The sequence below is a fragment of the Saccharothrix longispora genome, from assembly GCF_030852425.1.
Lineage (GTDB): Bacteria > Actinomycetota > Actinomycetes > Mycobacteriales > Pseudonocardiaceae > Actinosynnema > Actinosynnema longispora.
Genome location: NZ_NSDM01000001.1, coordinates 47,482 through 68,057, shown reverse-complemented (window position 1 = coordinate 68,057; position 20,576 = coordinate 47,482). Strand labels below are relative to the sequence as shown.

Here is a 20,576-nt window from a genome sequence, read left to right as displayed (position 1 = left end):
GTCCTCGGCGCGTGGTCCGACCGGCACGAACCGGAGGTCGCGGCGGCGCGCGCGGCGTACGACGCCCGGCTCGCCGAGGACTCCGGCGCCGCCTGACGTCACCTGTCCGGGTAATTCCGGATTCGTCCGCAACCCCGGCCGCCACCGGGCGTCTTAAGGGGTGTCACCAGCGGACGGCCTGGTCGTTCGGGGCGAGCGGGCCGTGGGGGAGCCGCCGGTGGCGAGGGGGAACGGGTGCGGCCCACCGCGTCGGGGCGGTGATCGCACCGGGGGGGCGCCGCCGGGGGGGGCGGTTGCACGACCACAGGGTGAGGCCGGGCTGCTCGTCGAGCAGCCCGGCCTCTGTCGTCCGTGCCGTCCTTCGCCGTCCGCGTCGTGGCGGCCGGCCCGCGCTCAGCGCCTCAGACGCTGACGCCCTTGCTGTTCAGCCAGGTCAGCGGGTTGATCTTCATGCCGGCCGGGTTCCAGACCTCGAAGTGCAGGTGCGGGCCGGTCGAGAAGCCGCGGTTGCCCATGCGGGCGATCTGCTCGCCGGCCATGACGCGCTGGCCCTTGCGCACGGAGAACGTGTCCATGTGGCCGTAGACGGTCGTGGTGCCGTCGTCGTGCTCGACCTTGACCCAGAGGCCGAAACCGCTTGCGGGACCGGCCTCGACCACGACACCATCCGCGGCGGCCAGGATCGGCGTGCCGATGGGGCCGGCGATGTCGATGCCGTAGTGCATCTCGCCCCAGCGGCCGCCGTAACCGGAGGTGAAGGAGCCGGCGGCGGGGCGCACGTACTTGGGGCGCTTCGCCTCGATCTCGGCGGCTTCGCGGTTCTCGGTGATCTGCTGGCTCTTGACGAGCTTCTGGGCCTCGGCCGCGGTGTCGACCGTCTTCGCGACGGGCAGGACCTGCGGTGACGCGGGGCCGGAGCCGCCGACGCCGAACGCGGCGGCGCCGTCGGCGGCGTTCGCGAGCGGTGTGACCTCGTCGGCGGAGGAGGGGGAGTCGGAGCCGAGCGCGTGGAGCGTCTGACCTGCGCCGGCGGCGGCGAAAGCGCCTACGGCGACGGCCGCGACCACGATCCGGCCGCGCAGCGCCGAGGGCGGCGGCGGGAGCCGGTGAGTGCCGACCGCACGCGTCGAGGCGGATTCGACCGCTTCGTCGAGCACAGCAGAACTCGTATGGCCGCCGGGGGAGCGGTGTCGGGACAAAACCTGGCCTTCCGTCTTCGGGGAGTCCGGTCGGACACCGGGCGGGGGATCCCGGTCGAGCCGGTCGGGGTAACCGACTCGCTGTCCTGCTTGTGACCAGACCGTGACAACGGACCGGGGGAAGATAACGGGGCGAGACCCTTAAGGGCAATCCCCGGTGTCGATGTCTACCGTTTAGCGCCCGAAGGCTCGCGCAGAACTGTCAACTGTGACTTTCGGTCATCGGAACCCCAAGAAACGCGGTGCGTACAGGCACGATGGGGTGACCCGCAGCATGGTCCGATCGTGTGACTGGGCTCACTACTGCACGCGGAGCGCTACGGGCAACCGATATTCAAAGGTGACCTGAATCACGTATCCCGTACTCCGGTGCCCGCAGCGCGGCGTGCTCCGACCGGACGTTCCCCCGACGGGGGACGCCCCGAACCCCCGACCGCGGCGCCGACGGCGCCGCGGGAGCGGACCGGTCGTCCCGCTTCCCCGGACCGGTCGTGTCCCGACATCCCGAAACCCGTGCCCCGCTACCCCGTGGGCCGGTGCACTCCGGGTGCCCGCCCCTCCCGCTCCCGAAACGGTCGGACCCCACCGACCCCCTCGGACCACCCGTACGAGTGAAGGTAGGCGGTACCCCCGACAACCGGCGGCGTCGCGCGCGCATTCCCCGCGCGCATTCCCCGCGCGCATCCCCGCGCACCGCACCCGCCGGCCACCCCTTTGCTAGCGTCCGACCGGTGATCCGAACCGCGGACCCGGTCTCATCGGCACCCACGAGGCTGCGCTCGGCGGTCGGGCTCGGCCTCGCCGGCTCGCTGCTCGGCGCGGCGGCCCCGCTGGTCGGGGTGGTCGACGCGGGCGCGCCCCCGGCGTTCACCGCGTGGCCGCTGCTGGCCGTGCTCGCCTTCGCGCCGACCGCCCTGGCCGCCGTCCTGCTCGCGCGCGGCCACCAGGTCAGCGCCGCCGCCTCGCTGATCGCCCCCGCGGTCCTCGCGGTGGGCCGCCTGCTGGTCGACCTCCAGGTCCTCGTCGACCCGCTCGACACCGCGCGCCCCGAGCTGTTCCGCCCGGCGACCCTCGACGCGCCCACCCCCGCGGCGGGGGTGTGGCCGCTGCTCGCCGGTCACGTGCTGCTGGTCACGGCGGGCGCGCTGGCCGCGACCACCCTCGCCGAGCCGGACGCGCGCGCCGAGCGCGCCCGCTTCGTCCTCCCCGCCGTCGCGGGCCTGCTGGCCGGCGTAGGCCTGTTCGCCGCCCCCTTCACCTCGACCGACGCGCTGGTCCCGGCGCGCGGCCCGCTCGACTCGCCCGCCCTGCCGATGCTCGGCGGCCTGCTGCTCGTCGTCGCCGCACCGGTCCTCGCCGTGATCGCGGCCAGCGCCACCACGCCCGAGGCCCGCCGGGGCGGCCTGCTCGGCCTGGCCGCGACCCTGGTCACCGTCGCGCTCCCACCGGTCGCCACCGCCCTGGCGACCGACCGCGTCGGCCCGGCCGCCGGCCCGTTCCTGGTGCTGGCCGCCGCCGCGCTGCTCACCTGGTCCCAGCGCGACCGCGCCGCCGACCGGGTCACCGACCGCCCCGCCGGGCGCGCCGAACCCGGGCTGCCCGGCCTGCGCCGCCTGCACCCCGTCGCGGGCGCCCTCGGCCTGGTCGCCGCCGCCGCCGCCGTCGCGGGCGCGCTGACCGACCAGCTCGTCCTCCCGGCCGGCCTGCCCGCCCCCACCGACTACGCCGCCCGGCTCCTGTGGCCCGCCGCCGTCGCCGTCGGCGTCCTGGGCGCGGCCCTGCTCGCCAGGGGCGCGGCCCGCCCGGCGTTCGCCGTGGCCACCGCGACCGTCCCGCTCGCCGCCGCCGGCGCGCTCGACGCCGTGTTCGCCGCCACGCGGGTCGACGCCGTCCAGCCCGGCCCCGGCACGTGGTTCACGGTCGTGGCCGCGCTGGCCGCCCTCGCCGCCGCCGTCACCGCCGCCCTGGCCGGCGCGGTGGAGCGGGACGAGGCGGGCACCGCGTCCGGGGAGGCCCCGCTGCCGCTGATCGCGGGCGCCCTCATCGCCGCCCTGCTCGCCGTCGGCGCGTTCGCGCTGCCCGTGATCGAGGCCCGGGACTACGCGCCGATCACCGCGTTCGGCCTGCGCGTCGGCTCCTGGGGGCTGCTGGTCGCCCTGGTGACCGTGCTCGGGGCCGCCGCCCTCGCCCTGCGCGCCCGGCCGGGCAACGGCGCCGCGCTCCTGCTCGGGGCCGCCGCCGTCACCGGCACGAGGGCCCTGGAGTACCCGCTCACCGCCGCCCGCGCCGCCGGGGCCGAGCCGGGACCGGGGCTGTGGCTGGCCCTCGCCGCCACCGCCGCCCTCCTGGTCACCGCGGCGGTCCGCACCGCCCGCTGAACCGGTGTGGTGATCGACCTCACCACCTCTATGACCGACTTCACGGGCGTGGGGTGCGGCGTGGTCCGGGCAGGTCGATAGTGTCTTGCGAAGCCGCGTCGAGCCGGTCCCCCCCACGGCTATGCCGGCGTTCCAGGTGATGCCTGGTACGTGAGGGCACCAGGCACCAGCCTGGAGCGCCGGACCATCGAGGGACCGCACGAAGAGGCGCGGTGTCCGACACCGACGTCGCAGGAGACCCGAGTGGACCTGTACGAGTACCAGGCGAAGGACCTCTTCGCCGCCCACGACGTCCCGGTACTTCCGGGCGACGTGGCGACCACCCCCGCCGAGGCCAAGGCCATCGCCGAGCGCTTCGGTTCGACCGTCGTGGTGAAGGCCCAGGTCAAGACCGGCGGCCGCGGCAAGGCGGGCGGCGTCAAGCTCGCCGAGAACCCGGACGAGACCGAGGCGAAGGCCGAGGCCATCCTCGGCCTCGACATCAAGGGTCACGTCGTGCACCGCGTGCTGGTGACCCCCGCGTCCGACATCGCGGAGGAGTACTACTTCTCCTTCCTCCTCGACCGCGCCAACCGCACCTTCCTGGCCATGGCCAGCGTCGAGGGCGGCATGGACATCGAAGAGGTCGCCGCGACCAAGCCCGAGGCCCTGGCCAAGGTGCCCGTCGACGCGATCACGGGCGTGGACCGCGCGAAGGCCGACGAGATCGTCGCCGCCGCGAAGTTCCCGGCCGAGGTGGCCGACCAGGTCGCCGACGTCATCGTGAAGCTCTGGGACACCTTCGTGTCCGAGGACGCCACGCTGGTCGAGGTCAACCCGCTGGTCCGCGACCCCGAGGGCAGGATCGTCGCGCTCGACGGCAAGGTCACCCTCGACGAGAACGCCTCGTTCCGCCACCCCGCCCACGAGGCGCTGGTGGACAAGCAGGCCGAGGACCCGCTGGAGGCCAAGGCCAAGGAGAAGGGCCTCAACTACGTCAAGCTGGACGGCCAGGTCGGCATCATCGGCAACGGCGCCGGCCTCGTCATGTCCACCCTCGACGTGGTCGCCTACGCGGGGGAGAAGCACGGCGGCGTGAAGCCCGCCAACTTCCTCGACATCGGCGGCGGCGCGTCCGCCGAGGTCATGGCCAACGGCCTCGACATCATCCTGAACGACCCCGACGTGCGGTCGGTGTTCGTGAACGTGTTCGGCGGCATCACCGCGTGCGACGCGGTCGCCAACGGCATCGTGGCCGCGCTCGGCATCCTGGGCGACGAGGCCGCCAAGCCGCTCGTCGTCCGCCTCGACGGCAACAACGTCGAAGAGGGCCGCGCGATCCTCGCCGAGGCCAACCACCCGCTGGTCACCGTGGTGGACACTATGGACAACGCGGCCGACAAGGCTGCCGAGCTCGCGGCTGCGGGGGTCTGACGATGGCTATCTTCATCACCAAGGACAGCAAGGTCGTCGTCCAGGGCATGACCGGGGCCGAGGGCACCAAGCACACCAAGCGGATGCTGGCCTCCGGCACGAACATCGTCGGCGGCGTGAACCCGCGCAAGGCCGGCGAGAAGGTCGACTTCGACGGCAACGTGCTCCCGGTGTTCGGCGGCGTCGCCGAGGCCATGGAGGCCACCGGCGCGGACGTCACCGTGATCTTCGTGCCGCCGGCGTTCGCCAAGGCCGCCGTCGTCGAGGCGATCGACGCGGGCATCGGGCTGGCCGTCGTCATCACCGAGGGCATCCCGGTGCACGACACCGCCGCGTTCTGGGCGCACGCCGTCGCCACCGGCAACAAGACCCGCATCATCGGCCCGAACTGCCCCGGCCTGATCAGCCCCGGGCAGTCCAACGCCGGCATCATCCCCGCCAACATCTCCGGCGCGGGCAAGATCGGCCTCGTGTCGAAGTCCGGCACGCTGACCTACCAGATGATGTACGAGCTGCGGGACTTCGGCTTCTCCACCGCCATCGGCATCGGCGGCGACCCGATCATCGGCACCACGCACATCGACGCCCTGGCGGCCTTCGAGGCCGACCCGGAGACCGCGGCGATCGTGATGATCGGCGAGATCGGCGGCGACGCCGAGGAGCGGGCCGCGGCCTACATCAAGGAGAACGTCACCAAGCCGGTCGTCGGCTACGTGGCGGGCTTCACCGCGCCCGAGGGCAAGACCATGGGTCACGCGGGCGCGATCGTGTCCGGCTCGGCCGGCACCGCCGCCGCGAAGAAGGAGGCCCTGGAGGCCGCCGGCGTGAAGGTCGGCAAGACGCCGTCCGAGACCGCCGCCATCATGCGGGAGATCATGCAGTCGATGGGCTGACATTCACCCGTTCGTGGAACACACTGAAGGCCACCTCCCACCCCGGAGGTGGCCTTCGGCACATCCCGATCCGATTGATCGGGTGCTTTCCGGGGAACCACGGGAGTCCGGTGGTCGTCGGAGAGTGTGCATCGGCTAGCGTTCTGTCGTCCCGATCAGTACCCCGCAGGTGGAGGAGACCGCACCATGTCCCAGCCGTACGGCGCCCCTCAGCAGCAGCCGGGACCGGCGCAGCCGGCGGTTGGCGTGAACCTGAACCTGATCCTGCCGCTGGTCGCGGCCGGTTTGGCGTTGATCGCGTTCCTGCTCGCGTTCGCCGACGACGTGCCCTCGTCGGGCTTCATCGAGTTCATGTACGCCGCGGGCATCCTCGCCGGCCTGTCCGTGCTGCCCAAGGCCCCGAGGGGCCTGCTCTACGCGGCCGTGCCGCTCGCGGTCATCCCGATGCTCGTGCTGCTCCAGAGCATCGTCAAGACCGAGGCCGACGTGGAGGGCATGCAGGTCGTCCTGCTGATCGTGTCGCTGCTGCTCGCCGCGGCCGTGGTGGCGAGCCTGCTCCTCGACGCGGGCGTCCTGAAGCTCACGCCGAAGCCCGCGAACCCCTACGGCCAGCAGCCCGGCGGCTGGAACCCGCAGTCCGGCGCGTTCCCGCAGCAGGGCCAGCCGCAGCAGTACGGCCCGCCGTCCGGCCAGTTCCAGCAGCAGCAGCCGGTCCAGCCGCAGCAGGGCCAGCAGCCCGGCCAGCCGCAGCCGACCTCGTACATGCCGCAGCCCGGCCAGTTCGGCCAGCCCGGCCAGCAGCCCGGCCAGGGCACGCCGCCCGGTGGGTTCGGCGGTCCCCAGCAGCAGTCCTGACGCAGACGTGGGAGGGGTGGCACCGGTGCTCCGGTGCCACCCCTCTTCGCGTGTGCGGCGAGCCTCACCCGAACGGCCCATCGTGACTGGGATGGTGGACAGATGCCGGTGCTGCAAACGACTCCACACGGTGCCGTGACGGACTCCGTGCGCCCGCCCGAGTTCTCCCGCGCGGAACGCGCGCGGGTGCTCACCACGACCGCCGCCGGTTCCGTCGTCGTCGGGTACGCGGCCGTCGCGGCCCTGCTGGCGCTGATCTCGTCGACCGCCGCGCACGCGTCGTTCTCGACCACCGGCGTGCTGACCGCCGCCGCACCCGGCTGGCTGGTCGCGCACCACGTGCCGCTGCGGTTCGACGGCGGGCAGCTCGGCCTGCTGCCGCTGCTGCCCACCGCGCTGGTGATGCTGCTGGTGTACCGGGCGGCGGCGAGCGCGGCCGACCGGCTCGGCCTGTTCGAGCCGTTGCAGGCCCGGTCCGTGGTGTTCAGCATCGCCGGCACGCACGCCGTGGTCGGCGGCGTGATCGCGTTCCTGATGGGCGACGACGGCGTGGTGCGCGCGACGCCCGCGGTGGCGTTCTTCGGGTGCGCCGCGGTGTCCGGCGTGGCGGCCGTGGCGGGCGTCGCGCAGCGCTGCGGCCTGGTGGAGGTCGTGTTCGAGCGCGTCGACCCGGTGGCGCGGCGCGGTCTGCGGGCGGGCGCGCTGGCGCTGTTCGCGCTGACCGCCGCCGGCGCGCTGGTGCTGACCCTCGGCCTGCTGTTCTCCTGGTCCACGACCGCCTCGCTGTTCGACCAGACCGGCGGCACCATCGGCACCGGCCTCGGCATCTGGCTCATGTGCCTGGCCTACCTGCCGAACGCGGTGGTCGGCGCGCTGTCGTACGTGGTGGGGGCCGGGTTCTCCATCGGCTCGGCCGTGGTGCGCCCGCTGGAGTTCGTCGGCGGCCCCGTGCCCGCCGTGCCGCTGCTGGCGGCCCTGCCCGAGGAGCAGGCGGGTTACCTGCCGCTGGTCCTCGTGGTGCCGGGCGCGCTCGGCGTGCTGATCGGGTTCTCGCTGCGCGACGCCGCCGGGACGCCCCGCGCCAGGGTGCGCGCGGTGCTGGTCGCGGCGGTCACCGCGGCCGTGGGGCTGCTCGTGCTGGCGGCCGTGTCGGGTGGTGCGCTGGGGTCCGGCGCGTTCGACCCGGTCACCATCCCGGCCGGGTTGCTGGCCGTGCTCACGATGGCGTGGATCGCCGTGCCGGGCGCGGTCGTGGCCTGGTTCTCCGGCCCCCGTCCGGCGCGCGTCCGGGCCCCCGAACCCCAGCCGGTGTTCGAGGCCGCCGCCGAGGAGCCCGAACCCGACCCCGATCCCGGCCCGGGCGCCGAACCCGCTGACGACGACGAGGACGGGGAGTACGACGCCGGGTACGACGAATCGGACGAGGACCCCGAGGACCCCGACGACTACGAGGACGACGAGGAGTACGACGCCGAGGACGGGGACGAGGAGTACGACGAGGCCGAGGACCTCGACGACTCCGAAGACCCCCGTTCCGAGGAGTACGACGACGCCGAGGACGAGGACGACGTCCAGGACGAGGACGAGGCCGGCCGCGACCCGGTCCCCGGGTCGGGCGCCGACCCGGACGACGGCCGGGACGGCGACCCGGACCTGGCCGACAAGCCGAGGTGAGCACCGCCTAGGCTGCTCTTGAGCTGCTGTGACAGTCCCCAGCAAGGAGAGCACGCTGAGCGCCGCGACCACACTCCGGCTTCCCGTCCCCGCCAGGGTCGTCGTCCTCGTCTCCGGTTCCGGCACCCTGATGCAGGCGCTGCTGGACGCGGCGGCCGACCCCGGTTACCCGGTGGAGGTGGTGGCCGTCGGTGCGGACCGCGCCGGCATCGAGGGCCTGGCCCGCGCCGAGCGCGCCGGCGTCCCGACCTTCACCGCGAAGCTGCGCGACCACGCCGACCGGGCCGCGTGGGACGTCGCCCTCGCCGACGCCGTCGAGGCGCACCGACCGGACCTCGTGGTGTCCGCGGGGTTCATGAAGATCCTCGGACCCGCCTTCCTGGCCCGCTTCGGCGGCCGGATGGTCAACACGCACCCCGCGCTGCTGCCCGCGTTCCCGGGCGCGCACGGGGTGCGTGACGCCGTCGACTACGGCGTGAAGGTCACCGGCGCCACCGTGCACCTGGTGGACGGCGGCGTGGACACCGGGCCGATCCTGGCCCAGGAAGCGGTCGTCGTCGCCGATGACGACGACGTCGAAAGCCTGCACGAGCGCATCAAGGTGGTGGAGCGGCGGTTGCTCGTCGACGTGGTCGCCCGCCTGGCCCGCGAGGGCTGCACCGTGAACGGACGAAAGGTGAGCATCCCGTGACCACTCCTGCCGAGAGGCGACCGGTTCGTCGGGCCCTGATCGGGGTGTCCGACAAGTCGGGGCTGCTGGAACTGGCCACCGGCCTGCACGCGGCCGGAGTCGAGATCGTCTCCACCGGCGGCACCGCGAAGACCCTGGCCGACGCCGGGGTGCCGGTGACGCCCGTGGAGAGCGTGACCGGGTTCCCCGAGGTGCTCGACGGCCGGGTCAAGACGCTGCACCCCGGCGTGCACGCGGGCCTGCTCGCCGACACCCGCCGCGAGGCCCACCTGGAGACCCTGCGCGAGCTGGGCATCGAGCCGTTCGACCTGCTCGTGGTGAACCTGTACCCGTTCGCGCGCACCGTCGCGTCGGGCGCGTCCCCCGACGAGTGCGTCGAGCAGATCGACATCGGCGGCCCCGCGATGGTGCGCGCGTCGGCGAAGAACCACGCCGTCGTCGCCGTCGTGGTCGACCCGTCCCGCTACGGGTGGGTGCTGGAGCAGGTCGCCGCCGGCGGCTTCACCCTGGCCGAGCGGCAGCGGCTGGCCGTCGACGCGTTCCGGCACACCGCGTCCTACGACGTGGCCGTGGCCTCCTACCTGGGCAGCGTCGTCTCGCCCGACGACGAGGGCTCCGGCTTCCCCGGCTGGGTCGGCGCGACGTGGAACCGCAAGCAGGTGCTGCGCTACGGCGAGAACCCGCACCAGCAGGCCGCCCTCTACACGCGGGGCGACGGGCTGCCCGGCCTCGCCACGGCGTCCCAGCTGCACGGCAAGGAGATGTCCTACAACAACTTCGTGGACTCCGACGCCGCCTGGCGCGCCGCGTGGGACCACGAGCTGCCGTGCGTCGCGATCATCAAGCACGCCAACCCGTGCGGCATCGCGGTGTCCAAGGTGGACGGTCCGGGCGCCATCGCGGAGGCCCACCGCAACGCGCACGCGTGCGACCCGGTGAGCGCGTTCGGCGGCGTCATCGCGGCCAACCGCGAGGTCACCGTGGAGATGGCCGAGCAGGTCGCCGACATCTTCACCGAGGTGATCATCGCCCCGTCGTACGCCGACGGCGCGGTCGACGTGCTGACCCGCAAGAAGAACATCCGCGTCCTGGTCGCCCCCGAGCCGGAGCGCGGCGGTGCGGAGATGCGCGCCGTGTCCGGCGGGCTGCTGCTCCAGACCGCCGACACCATCGAGGCCGACGGCGACGACCCGGCCAAGTGGACGCTGGCGTGCGGCGAGCCGCTCTCCGAGGAGGGCCTGGCGGACCTCGCGTTCGCCTGGCGCGCGTGCCGCGCGGTGAAGTCCAACGCCATCCTGCTGGCCTCCGGCGGTGCCACCGTCGGCGCCGGCATGGGCCAGGTCAACCGGGTCGACGCGGCCCGGCTGGCGGTTGCCCGGGCCGGTGAGCGGGCCAAGGGCGCGATGGCCGCGTCCGACGCGTTCTTCCCGTTCCCGGACGGCCTCGAAGTCCTGCTGGAGGCGGGCGTGCGCGCCGTCGTGCAGCCCGGCGGCTCGGTCCGCGACGCCGAGGTCATCGCGGCCGCCGAAGCGGCCGGCGCCACCGTCTACCTGACGGGCACGCGGCACTTCGCCCACTGACCGCCGCCCCGAGGGGCGTCCGGGAGGGGCCCGACCGGCTGACCGCCGGTCGGGCCCCTCCCGCGTGACCGCCCGTCTTCCCGCCTGCGCTACCGCACCAGTTCCTCGGCCGTCCGGCGCGCCACGGCCTCCGCGTCGTCCACCGGGAACGCCGAGTCGCTCAGGAAACCCTTGTCCCGGCCGAAGTAGCGGATGTTCCACACCACCGCACCCCTGCGCACCAGCAGGTTCACCTCGGTCAGATCCGTCGACGAGGAGGGGATCACGACCATCGCCTGGTCACCGAGACCGTCGACCTGCTTGGCCTGCGACCCCGAGGCGTAGGACGTGAAGCTCGTGTAGTTGCCCTCCGCCATCTCCTCGTTCCGGTCGGACTTGTCGGAGAACTTCGCGTAGTCGTAGACCAGCACGTGGATCGTCCGCGGGTTCCGCCCGTCCCGGCCCTTGGTCTGCTCCCAGGCGCAGTGGGTCTGCTTCATGCCCTTCTCGGCCTCGGCGGGGGCCTGGATCAGCCGGAAGCTGCTCACGTGCGCCTGCTGCTTCAGCGAGTCGCTCAACGCGCACTGCGCGACCGGCTCCCCGCCGGGCCCGCCGCCGGGCTCGTCGGCGTAGTCGAAGTAGAGCTTCCCGACCACACCGGCCACCAGCAGCACGACGACCGCGACCACGATCCCGACGACCAACCCGGTCCGCTTCTTCCGAACCGGCGGAGGTCCCGGGTACCCGGCGCCACCGGGTCCGGGCCCGTACCCGCCGCCGGGTCCGTACCCGCCGGCACCGGGTCCGTACCCGTACCCGCCGGGAGGCGCCTGCCCGGGCGGTGTCTGCTGCGGCCGGTTCCGAGGTGAGTTCACGGTTCCCCCCGTGCTGTGGTCGATTCCGCTTCGAGCGATTCCCGCTGTGGTCGTGCCCCTGCTGCGTCGTGCCCCGCTGCGGCCGCGACGTGTCGAGGCCGACGGGGCCGCGAGCAGTCTGCCGGCACGCCTCCCGCCTGCCGTCCTCGATCTCCCCCGATCGTGTCCCCGATCGGCATTGACACGCACGGCCTCCCTAGCGATAAGATCACCATGTCATTCGAACACGTGTTCGATAGACAGGTCGCCGACTTCCCACGGCGATCCGTGCACAGGGGTGCGCGCGGATCAGTGGTGAGGGAGGGCGGGTGTCGAGGTCGGCAACGGCGACGCCGGCTGCGCTCGGGGTAGGCGCGGCAGGCGAGCTGACCAGCGCACCGGTCCGGGCTCTGCCAGTTCGCGGGGAACTGGCAGAGCTCCTTCCCCGGGGTGGCTTGCGACGGGGTAGCACGGTGTCGGTGCGAGGGTCGACATCGCTGCTGCTCGCGCTGATGGCCGCGGCGACGGCAGAAGGATGCTGGGCGGCCATCGTCGGCCTGCCGCGGTGCGGGGTGCTCGCGGCGGCCGAACTGGGGGTGGCCGTTCACCGCCTCGCTCTGGTCCCCCGCCCCGGCGGGGACCGGAGCGAGGTCGAGAAGACGATCGCCGCCCTCCTGGACGGCTTCGACCTGGTGGCGGTGGCCACCCAGGTCACCCACTCGGCCGCGCGCACGCTCTCCGCCCGGGCCAGGAACCGCAGGTCCGTCCTGCTCCCGTTCGCCGTCCAGTGGCCGGGCGCCGACGTGGAGCTGACCGCCACCTTCGGCCCCTGGGCAGGTCTGTCACGAGGCCACGGCCTCCTGGCCGCCCGTCCCACCACGGTCCGGGCGACAGGCCGGGGCGCCGCCGCGCGCCCGCAACGCAGCACCTTCCCCCTCCCGGGCACCGCGGCCCCATCGCCCACCCGGCACCGCCGTCCGCTGACCCCGGTGCCGGCGAAACCCCGGAACCCCGAGGCGGTGTGACCCACCGCCCGCTCGTCGTGCACGTCCTCCCGCCATTTCCGTCGAAGAGGTGAATCCTGTACACGCTCGCTGTCTGGTGCCCCGACTGGCCGGTCGTGGCCGCGTCCGCCGAAGCAGCCCTGCTCCCGCACGTGCCCGCGGCCGTTGTCGACTCGGGTGAGGTCATCGCCTGTTCGGCGGTCGCACGAGCCGAAGGCGTGCGTCGCGGGATGCGCAAGCGCACGGCTCAGGGCCAGTGCCCCGAGTTGGTCGTCTTCGACCACGACGAGGCTCGCGACACGCGCCTCTTCGAACCGGTCGCGGCGGCGGTCGAAGAACTGGCACCGGGAATCGAGGTGGTCCGAGCCGGACTGGTCGTGGTCGCGGCGCAGGGCCCGATCGGCTACTTCGGCTCCGTCGAGCAGCCGGCCGAGCAGCCGGCCGCACGAGCAGCCGAACAGGTGGCCGAACGCCTGGTCGACCACATCGCCGTGCGCACCGGCGTCGAAGCCCTGGTCGGCTTCGCGGACGGCCTGTTCGCGGCGACCCTGGCCGCCCACCGGGGCGTGATCGTGCCGCCCGGCCGCAGCGCCGACTTCCTGGCACCGCTCGGCATCCGCGAACTCGACCACCCCGCCGAACGCCGGGCCGACCGCGCCGACCTGGTGGACCTGCTGCGCCGCCTCGGCCTGCGCACGCTCGGCGAGTTCGCCGCGATCCCCGAACGCGCCGTCGCCACCCGATTCGGACGACGAGCCGTGCTCGCCCACCGCCAAGCCGCCGGTCTGGAGCAACGCCCCGGGTCCCGCCGCCGCCCACCACCCGAGCTGTCGGTGATCCGACAGCTCGACCCGCCCGTGGAGCGGGTCGACGCCGCGGCCTTCGCCGCCAAGGGCCTGGCCGAACGCCTGCACACCGTCCTCGCCGCCCACGGTCTCGCCTGCACGCGCCTGGGCATCCAGGCCACCACCGAGAACGGCGAGCAGCTCCGGCGGGTGTGGCGTTGCGCGGACCCCCTCACCCCGCAGGGCACCGCCGACCGGGTGCGCTGGCAGCTCGACGGGTGGCTCACCCGAGCCCGGCTCACCGCCGGCATCCAGGTCCTCCGGCTCGACCCGGAGGAAGTCGTCGACGCCACCGCCCTGCAAGCCGGCCTGTGGCCGGGCGCGGGCCAGGACCAGGGCGAAGCAGCCGAACGCGCGGCACGGGCGATGGTGCGCGTGCAGGGCCTGCTGGGCCCCGACGCCGTGCTCACCCCCGTCCTGGGCGGTGGTCGCGGCCCGGTGGAACGCGTCCGCCTGGTGCCGTGGGGTGATGAACGAACCCCGGCGGCCGACCCGGACCAACCCTGGCCGGGTCGCCTGCCGGCACCGTCCCCGGCCACGGTCTTCCCGGACCCCGAACCGGTCGCGCTGGTGGACGAGTCGGGTGCGGACGTCGTGGTCACCGGCTACGCCGAACTCATCGCCGACCCCCACCGCATCGTCCACGCGGGACGGACCCGCCAGGTGATCGCCTGGTCCGGCCCGTGGCCCGTGGACGAACGCTGGTGGGACGGAACCACCGCCGTCCGCGCCGCCCGCCTCCAGGTCCTGGGTACCGCGCCGGACGGGGAAGAACAAGCATTCCTGCTGATCCGCGCGGGCGGTAAGTGGGCCGTGGAAGGGGTGTACGACTAGATGACCAGCCGTCCCGAGCACAACCGTCGCCAGGACCACCACGACGACAACACGCCGTCCACGCCGACCACGCGGCACGACCCGGAGCACGACCGCCCGCCCGGCCCGGCGATCCCCACCGACCGCGAGCGGACCGCCCGGGACCTGACCGACTGGTTGACCGGGTTCGACGTGCCCGGACAACGCGCCGACGAACCGGCCCACCCGACGGACCCCGGCTGGACCCCACCCCCGAACCCGCCGAAGTCGACCACGCCCCCACTCCCGAGGCGCGTCCCCCGGAAGCCACCGCCACCGGCAACCTCCCACCCGCACACCTGGCACCTGCCGCCGTCACACCTCCCTCCGTCACACCTCCCGGCGCACCCGCCCACCGCATGCCCCTCGACACCGCAGCCGCCCTCCGACTGGCAGCCGCTCGACCTCCTGTCGCTGATCCCGGCCCCGCGGCCCGCCCCGGACAACTGGCGCTGATGGGCTGGAACAACCCGCCGGCCCGGTGGTCCGACCTGGAACAGGCGCCGGCCGGCAAGCCCCACGTCCCCGACGGCGGTGACGGCCCGGGATGGTCGCGCCGCCGCGACCGGTACGAGGCGCCGGCCGACTTCGGGATCAAGGTCGACGAACTGGGCTCCACTCGTTCGCGCGTTCCGTACGTCGAGCTGCACTGCCACTCGAACTTCAGCTTCCTCGACGGGGCGAGCCACCCCGAGGAACTGGTCGAGACCGCACAGCAGCTCGAACTGGACGGCATAGCGCTCACCGACCACGACGGCATGTACGGCGTGGTGCGGTTCGCCGAGGCCGCCCGGGAACTCGGCGTGCGCACGGTCTTCGGCACCGAGCTGGGCCTCGGCCTGTCCGCACCGAAGAACGGCGCACCCGACCCGGGCGGCGAGCACCTGCTGCTGCTCGCCACCGACCGCGACGGCTACCACGCGCTGTGCCGCACGATCACCAGCGGCCAGCTCGGCCCCGGCAGCGAGAAGGGCCGTCCCGTCTACGACCTGGAGCAGGTGGTCGCGGACACCCGGGACGAGTGCGTCGTCCTCACGGGCTGCCGCAAGGGCGCGGTGCGGCGCGCACTCGACCGCGACGGACCCGACGCGGCGTTCGCGCAGGCGCGCCGGCTCGTCGACCTGTACGGCGAGGACCGGGTGTTCGTCGAACTCACCGACCACGGTCATCCCGAGGACGGTCCGCGCAACGACCTGCTGTGGGCCATGGCCCACGACCTCGGCCTGCCGACCGTGGCGACGAACGCCGTGCACTACGCCGTACCCGGGCGCGGCCGGCTGGCGGCGACCATGGCCGCGGTGCGTGCCCGCCGCAGCCTGGACGAGATGACGGGGTGGCTCCCACCCGGCCGCACGGCCTTCCTGCGGTCGGGCGAGGACATGGCCCGCCGGTTCGCCCGGTTCCCGGGCGCGGTGCACCGGTCGGCCGTGCTCGGCATGCAGTGCCAGTTCGACCTGCAGCTCATCGCTCCACGACTACCCCCCTTCGACGTTCCTCCCGGTCACGACGAGAACAGCCACCTGCGCGAACTGACCTACTCGGGCGCGGCCAAGCGGTACCGCTCCATCGGCGAGAACCCCAGGGCCTACGAGCAGATCGAGCACGAGTTGAAGATCATCGAGGAACTCGGCTTCCCCGGTTACTTCCTCGTCGTGCACGACATCGTCGACTTCTGCCGCCGCAACGGCATCCTCTGCCAGGGGCGCGGCTCGGCCGCGAACTCCGCGGTCTGCTACGCGCTGGGCATCACCAACGTCGACGCCGTCCGCTTCGGCCTCCTCTTCGAGCGCTTCCTGGCCCCCGCCCGCGACGGCCCACCCGACATCGACCTCGACATCGAGTCGGACCGCCGCGAGGAGGTCATCCAATACGTCTACGACAAGTACGACCGCCGCCACGCCGCCCAGGTCGCGAACGTCATCACCTACCGCGGCCGGTCGGCCGTCCGCGACGTGGCCCGGGCCCTGGGCCACTCCGCCGGCCGGCAGGACGCGTGGAGCAAGCAGATCGACCGCCAGGGACCCCTGCGCTCCACGGTGGACGAAGGCGGTATCCCGCGCGCCGTGCTGGAACTGGCCGCGCAGCTGGAGGGTTCCCCGCGCCACCTGGGAATCCACTCCGGCGGCATGGTCATCTGCGACCGACCGGTCAGCGAGGTGTGCCCGGTCGAGCGAGGCCGCATGGCGGATCGCACCGTGTTGCAGTGGGACAAGGACGATTGCGCCTCCATCGGGTTGGTGAAGTTCGACCTGCTCGGTCTGGGCATGCTCTCGGCGCTGCACTACGCGATCGACCTCGTTCGCGAGCACGAGGGCGTCGAGGTGGACCTCGGCAAACTCGACCTGGCGGACCAGCACGTCTACGACATGCTGTGCCGCGCCGACACCGTCGGGGTGTTCCAGGTGGAGAGCCGCGCCCAGATGGCCACCCTGCCGCGGCTCAGGCCGAGGGAGTTCTACGACCTGGTGGTCGAGGTCGCCCTGATCCGCCCCGGCCCGATCCAGGGCGGCTCGGTGCACCCCTACATCCGCAGGCGCAACGGCCAGGAGAAGTGGCGGCACGACCACCCGCGCCTGGCGGGCGCGTTGGACAAGACCCTCGGCGTGCCGCTGTTCCAGGAACAGCTCATGCAGATCGCCGTCGACGTGGCCGACTTCAGCCCCGCCGAGGCCGACGAACTGCGACGCGCCATGGGCGCCAAACGCTCCACGCAACGCATGGAACGCCTCCGCGAACGCTTCCACCAGGGCGCCAGGGCCAACGGCCTGGGGGAGGAACTGGCCGAGCAGGTCTACGCGAAGCTGTTGGCGTTCGCCAACTTCGGCTTCCCGGAAAGCCACGCGCTCAGCTTCGCGCACCTGGTGTTCGTCAGCGCCTGGTTCAAGCTCTACCACCCGGCCGCGTTCTGCGCGGCCGTGTTGCGTGCTCAGCCCATGGGCTTCTACTCCTCCCAATCACTCGTCGCCGACGCCCGCCGCCACGGCGTGCGCGTACTCGGTCCCGACGTCAACGCCAGCCTCACCCACGCCACCCTCGAACCCGTCGACGGCGAACAGGCCGTCCGCATCGGCCTCGGCGGCATCCGGACCATCGGGTCGCAGGTTGCCGAAGCCGTTGTCGCGCAACGGGATGCGGGCCCGTTCCATGACATGGCGGACTTCGGCGCCCGCGTCCGGCTCACCACCGCGCAGGTCGAGGCCCTGGCCACCGCGGGCGCCTTCGGCTGCTTCGGCCTCGACCGGCGTGCCGCGCTGTGGGCGGCGGGCGCCGTGGCGAAGATCCGCCCCGACCGCCTGCCCGGTACCGCCGTCGGTACGGACGCCCCCGCCCTGCCCGGCATGGACGAGGTGGAGTTGGCCGTCGCCGACGTCTGGGCGACGGGTCTGTCCCCGGACAGCTTCCCGACCGAGTTCGTCCGCGAACGGCTCACCGCCCTCGGCGCCCTGTCGACCGCGGCGCTGGCCGACGTGCCCGACGGCACCAGGGTGTTGGTCGGAGGTGCCGTCACCCACCGCCAACGCCCCGCGACCGCGGGCGGTGTCACGTTCCTCAACATCGAGGACGAGACGGGCACGGTCAACGTCGTCTGCACCACCGGGCTCTGGGCCCGCTACCGCCGAGTCGCCCGTACGAGCCCGGCGCTGCTCGTCCGGGGCGTCGTCGAGTCGGCGGAGGGAGTCGTCAGCCTCCACGCCGACCGCCTCCAACGCCTGGACCTGCGCATTCCTTCCCGTTCCCGCGACTTCCGCTGACAGTGCGGCGGCCGGCGTCGCCGAGGTCGGGACGGTGGGGAGTGGGGCTGCTCGACGGTCGGGCTGGTGTGGTTGTCGAGTCGGATCGCGAGGAGCGCGTCGGCAGCCGGTGCAGGTCGAGGACAGCTCATCCGATCAGGTGACCTCCTCCTTGGTGTAGGTGGTGAACACGACGCCCGTGTCGAAGGTTCGCGTGGACGCCTTCGCGAAGCGGGCCGTCGGGAAGTCGCCCGCGAACAGCGGAATACCCTTGCCCAACACGATCGGGTGGACCTTGAGGATCAGTTCGTCGATCTCGGGCAGTAGGGCGGCGGCCAACCTGCCGCCCCCGCACAGCCAGATCCCCAGGCCCGGCTCGGCCTTCAGCGCGCGGACCGTTTCCAACGGGTCGGACACGACCTGCACGTCAGGCGGGGTGGTGCTGAGCCTGGACGAGACCACGTACTGGCGCAGGTGCCGGTACGGACTGGGTGGTCCGCCCGGTACCTGGTAGGTGGCGCGGCCCATGAGGACCGTGTCGAAGTCCTTGTTCGGGGCGTCGATGCCCAGTGCGTGGCGCGCCTGGCTCGGCAGGGTGTCGGGGTACTCCTCGAAGATGGCCGTCATGTGGTCGCCCTCGAAGAGGAAGTCGCCGTACCCGCCGGTGGGGTCGGCGATGAACCCGTCGAGCGAGGTGGCGATGAAGTAGGTCAGGTTTCGCATGGCTCGTTCCTCCGTGTCCGGCGTCGACCACTACGACTGTAGTACTATGCTTGGAGTGGTTGTCAAGGAGGGATCATGACAAGTAACCCGACCAGGCGAACGGCGCTGGTCGACGCGGCGATCGAGGTGCTGGCCCGCGAGGGTGCGCGCGGGTTGACCTTCCGGGCGGTCGACGTGGAGGCCGGCGTGCCGAAGGGCACGGCGTCCAACTACTTCGCCAACCGCGACGACCTGTTGCGCCAGGTGGCGGAGCACATCCACGTCCGCCTCACGCCCGACGCGGTGCGGCTCGCCGAGACCATGGACGCGCCACCGGACAAGAGCCTCGTGGTGCGGCTGCTCCAGGAGTTGCTCGGGCGGCTCCAGGTGGACCGGAGCGGGTACCTCGCGCTGCTGGAGCTGCGGCTGGAGGCGACCAGGCGCCCCGAGTTGCAGGCCGCGCTGACCAAGGCGATCAGCACGCACCTGGAGGAGAACGTCCGCTTCCACCTGGACGCGGGCCTGCCCGGCGACCGCACCACGGTCGTCTCGCTCTACCTGGCCATGAGCGGGCTGGTCGTGGAGCACCTGACACTGCCCGACGTGCTGCCGGAGGAGGAGATGACGCGACTGATCACCGCGCTCGTCGAGCGCACCTGATCGGCGGCGACGCGGGGCGGGCCGACACGCGGTCGGGCGAGGGCCGCGCGACCGGACGGAGCCGCGTCGGTGGTCGTGGTGCCTAGCGCTCCAGGGGGCCGCCGATGATGGTCATGGCGACCACGATCACGGCGAATCCCAGGCCGGTGTAGAGGAGCGCGTCGACGCTGCGGCTGCGGATGGCGATCAGGCCGGCCTGCTCGTCGGTCACCATGATCCGCAGCAGGGCGGCGACCAGCAGGGCGAGGCCGATCAGGACCACGCCCTGCCGCCAGTGGTACTGCACGATCCGCACGAATCCGAGGGAGGTGATGGCCAGCACCAGGGCGAACGGCAGGTGCCGACCCGCCGCCGACCGCCAGCGCTCTTCGGGCAACAGCTCCACCGCTTCCGCCTCAGGCCGTCGCGAGGTTGCGCTCGGCTGCCTCGACCGTGTTGGTCAGCAGCATGGCAATGGTCATCGGTCCCGCGCCACCGGGGATCGGGGCCAGGTAGCCCGCGACCTCGGCCACGTCGGGGTGGACGTCGCCGACCAGGCCGGCCTCGGTGCGGGTGATGCCGACGTCGACGACGGCCGCGCCGGGCTTGATCATGTCGGCGGTGATCAGACCGGGGCTGCCCGCGCCCGCGACCACGATGTCCGCGCGCCGGACCTCGGCGGCCAGGTCCTTGGTGCCGGTGTGGCACAGGGTGACCGTGGCGTTCTCCGAGCGCCTGGTCAGCAGCAGGCCGATCGGGCGGCCGACGGTGACGCCGCGGCCGACGACGGTCACGTTGGCGCCGGCCAGGGGCACGTCGTAGCGGCGCAGCAGCTCGACGACGCCGCGCGGGGTGGCGGGCAGCGGCGCCTCGTCGCCGAGCACGAGCTTGCCCAGGTTGACGGGGTGGAGCCCGTCGCCGTCCTTGCGCGGGTCGATGCGCTCCAGGATCGGGTTCGGGTCGAGGTGCTTGGGCAGCGGCAGCTGCACGATGTACGCGGTGCACGCCTGGTCGGCGTTCAGCTCGTCGATGACCGCTTCGAGCTGTTCCTGCGTGGTGTCCGCGGGCAGGTCGCGGCGGAGGGAGGTGATGCCCACCTTGGCGCACGCGAGGTGCTTGCCCCGCACGTACGAGTGCGATCCGGGGTCGTCGCCGACCAGCACGGTGGCCAGGCCGGGCGTGATGCCCTGCTCGACCAGGGCGGCGACCCGCCCGCGCAAGTCCTCGAAGATCGCGTCCCGGGTAGCCCTGCCGTTGAGGATCGTCGCAGTCACGGGCCTCATCCTC

17 protein-coding genes are annotated in these 20,576 nt (G+C 73.0%); 12 read left to right on the top strand and 5 right to left on the bottom strand.

The annotated features are described in order from the left end of the window. Positions 1-401 precede the first annotated feature (401 nt). Positions 402-1,157, bottom strand: coding sequence for a M23 family metallopeptidase (locus CKY47_RS00335; RefSeq protein ID WP_306743556.1), 756 nt, complete (start codon positions 1,155-1,157; stop codon positions 402-404). Positions 1,158-1,930: 773 nt separating this feature from the next. Here CKY47_RS00335 and CKY47_RS00330 point away from each other — a divergent pair. The 7 genes from CKY47_RS00330 (at position 1,931) to purH (ending at position 10,683) form a co-directional block, all read left to right on the top strand. Further along, entirely contained in the window at positions 1,931-3,577 is a 1,647-nt protein-coding gene (locus CKY47_RS00330) for a hypothetical protein (protein ID WP_306743555.1), read from the top strand. Positions 3,578-3,820: 243 nt separating this feature from the next. Further along, positions 3,821-4,990, top strand: a complete 1,170-nt coding sequence (gene sucC / locus CKY47_RS00325) for an ADP-forming succinate--CoA ligase subunit beta (protein WP_306743554.1) — start codon at positions 3,821-3,823, stop codon at positions 4,988-4,990. A gap of 2 nt (positions 4,991-4,992) precedes the next feature. Further along, positions 4,993-5,883 (top strand): succinate--CoA ligase subunit alpha, encoded by an 891-nt coding sequence (sucD, locus tag CKY47_RS00320; RefSeq protein WP_306743553.1) that lies wholly within the window; start codon positions 4,993-4,995, stop codon positions 5,881-5,883. 186 nt (positions 5,884-6,069) lie between these two features. Then, positions 6,070-6,738, top strand: coding sequence for a DUF5336 domain-containing protein (locus CKY47_RS00315; protein ID WP_306743552.1), 669 nt, complete (start codon positions 6,070-6,072; stop codon positions 6,736-6,738). A gap of 135 nt (positions 6,739-6,873) precedes the next feature. Beyond that, a complete protein-coding gene (locus CKY47_RS00310) occupies positions 6,874-8,412 on the top strand; it encodes a cell division protein PerM (protein WP_306743551.1) in 1,539 nt (512 codons plus the stop codon). Between the two features lie 55 nt (positions 8,413-8,467). Next, on the top strand, positions 8,468-9,103 hold the full coding sequence (purN, locus tag CKY47_RS00305) for a phosphoribosylglycinamide formyltransferase (RefSeq protein ID WP_371320613.1): 636 nt from the start codon (positions 8,468-8,470) through the stop codon (positions 9,101-9,103). Beyond that, complete coding sequence (gene purH / locus CKY47_RS00300; RefSeq protein ID WP_306743549.1) at positions 9,100-10,683, top strand: bifunctional phosphoribosylaminoimidazolecarboxamide formyltransferase/IMP cyclohydrolase; 1,584 nt, start codon at positions 9,100-9,102, stop codon at positions 10,681-10,683. Before purN ends, purH begins: the two co-directional genes overlap by 4 nt. 89 nt (positions 10,684-10,772) lie before the next feature. On the opposite strand, the gene CKY47_RS00295 is transcribed toward purH, so the two are convergent. Then, on the bottom strand, positions 10,773-11,366 hold the full coding sequence (locus tag CKY47_RS00295; RefSeq protein WP_306743548.1) for a hypothetical protein: 594 nt from the start codon (positions 11,364-11,366) through the stop codon (positions 10,773-10,775). Positions 11,367-11,995: 629 nt separating this feature from the next. Between CKY47_RS00295 and CKY47_RS00290 the strand changes: the two genes are divergently transcribed. The 4 genes from CKY47_RS00290 to CKY47_RS00275 are packed head-to-tail and all read left to right on the top strand — an operon-like array spanning position 11,996 to position 17,969. Continuing rightward, entirely contained in the window at positions 11,996-12,541 is a 546-nt protein-coding gene (locus CKY47_RS00290) for a DnaE2-dependent mutagenesis accessory factor ImuA' (RefSeq protein ID WP_306743547.1), read from the top strand. 53 nt (positions 12,542-12,594) lie between these two features. Further along, on the top strand, positions 12,595-14,199 hold the full coding sequence (locus CKY47_RS00285; protein ID WP_306744506.1) for a DNA polymerase Y family protein: 1,605 nt from the start codon (positions 12,595-12,597) through the stop codon (positions 14,197-14,199). Continuing rightward, entirely contained in the window at positions 14,200-14,673 is a 474-nt protein-coding gene (locus tag CKY47_RS00280; RefSeq protein WP_306743546.1) for a hypothetical protein, read from the top strand. It begins immediately after the preceding gene. Beyond that, positions 14,673-17,969 carry an error-prone DNA polymerase gene (locus tag CKY47_RS00275; protein WP_306743545.1) on the top strand — a complete coding sequence of 1,099 codons (3,297 nt, stop codon included), beginning with the start codon at positions 14,673-14,675 and terminating at the stop codon, positions 17,967-17,969. The genes CKY47_RS00280 and CKY47_RS00275 overlap by 1 nt, the downstream gene beginning before the upstream one ends. A 135-nt stretch (positions 17,970-18,104) precedes the next feature. On the opposite strand, the gene CKY47_RS00270 is transcribed toward CKY47_RS00275, so the two are convergent. Further along, complete coding sequence (locus CKY47_RS00270; protein ID WP_306743544.1) at positions 18,105-18,671, bottom strand: dihydrofolate reductase family protein; 567 nt, start codon at positions 18,669-18,671, stop codon at positions 18,105-18,107. A gap of 75 nt (positions 18,672-18,746) precedes the next feature. Between CKY47_RS00270 and CKY47_RS00265 the strand changes: the two genes are divergently transcribed. Continuing rightward, on the top strand, positions 18,747-19,310 hold the full coding sequence (locus tag CKY47_RS00265; protein WP_306743543.1) for a TetR/AcrR family transcriptional regulator: 564 nt from the start codon (positions 18,747-18,749) through the stop codon (positions 19,308-19,310). Between the two features lie 82 nt (positions 19,311-19,392). Here the strand turns inward: CKY47_RS00265 and CKY47_RS00260 are convergent, their stop codons facing one another. Together CKY47_RS00260 and CKY47_RS00255 are read right to left on the bottom strand one after the other, a co-directional pair. Beyond that, on the bottom strand, positions 19,393-19,686 hold the full coding sequence (locus CKY47_RS00260; protein ID WP_306744505.1) for a DUF3017 domain-containing protein: 294 nt from the start codon (positions 19,684-19,686) through the stop codon (positions 19,393-19,395). A 19-nt stretch (positions 19,687-19,705) separates the two neighbouring features. Next, positions 19,706-20,563 (bottom strand): bifunctional methylenetetrahydrofolate dehydrogenase/methenyltetrahydrofolate cyclohydrolase, encoded by an 858-nt coding sequence (locus tag CKY47_RS00255; RefSeq protein ID WP_306743542.1) that lies wholly within the window; start codon positions 20,561-20,563, stop codon positions 19,706-19,708. Positions 20,564-20,576: the final 13 nt, after the last annotated feature.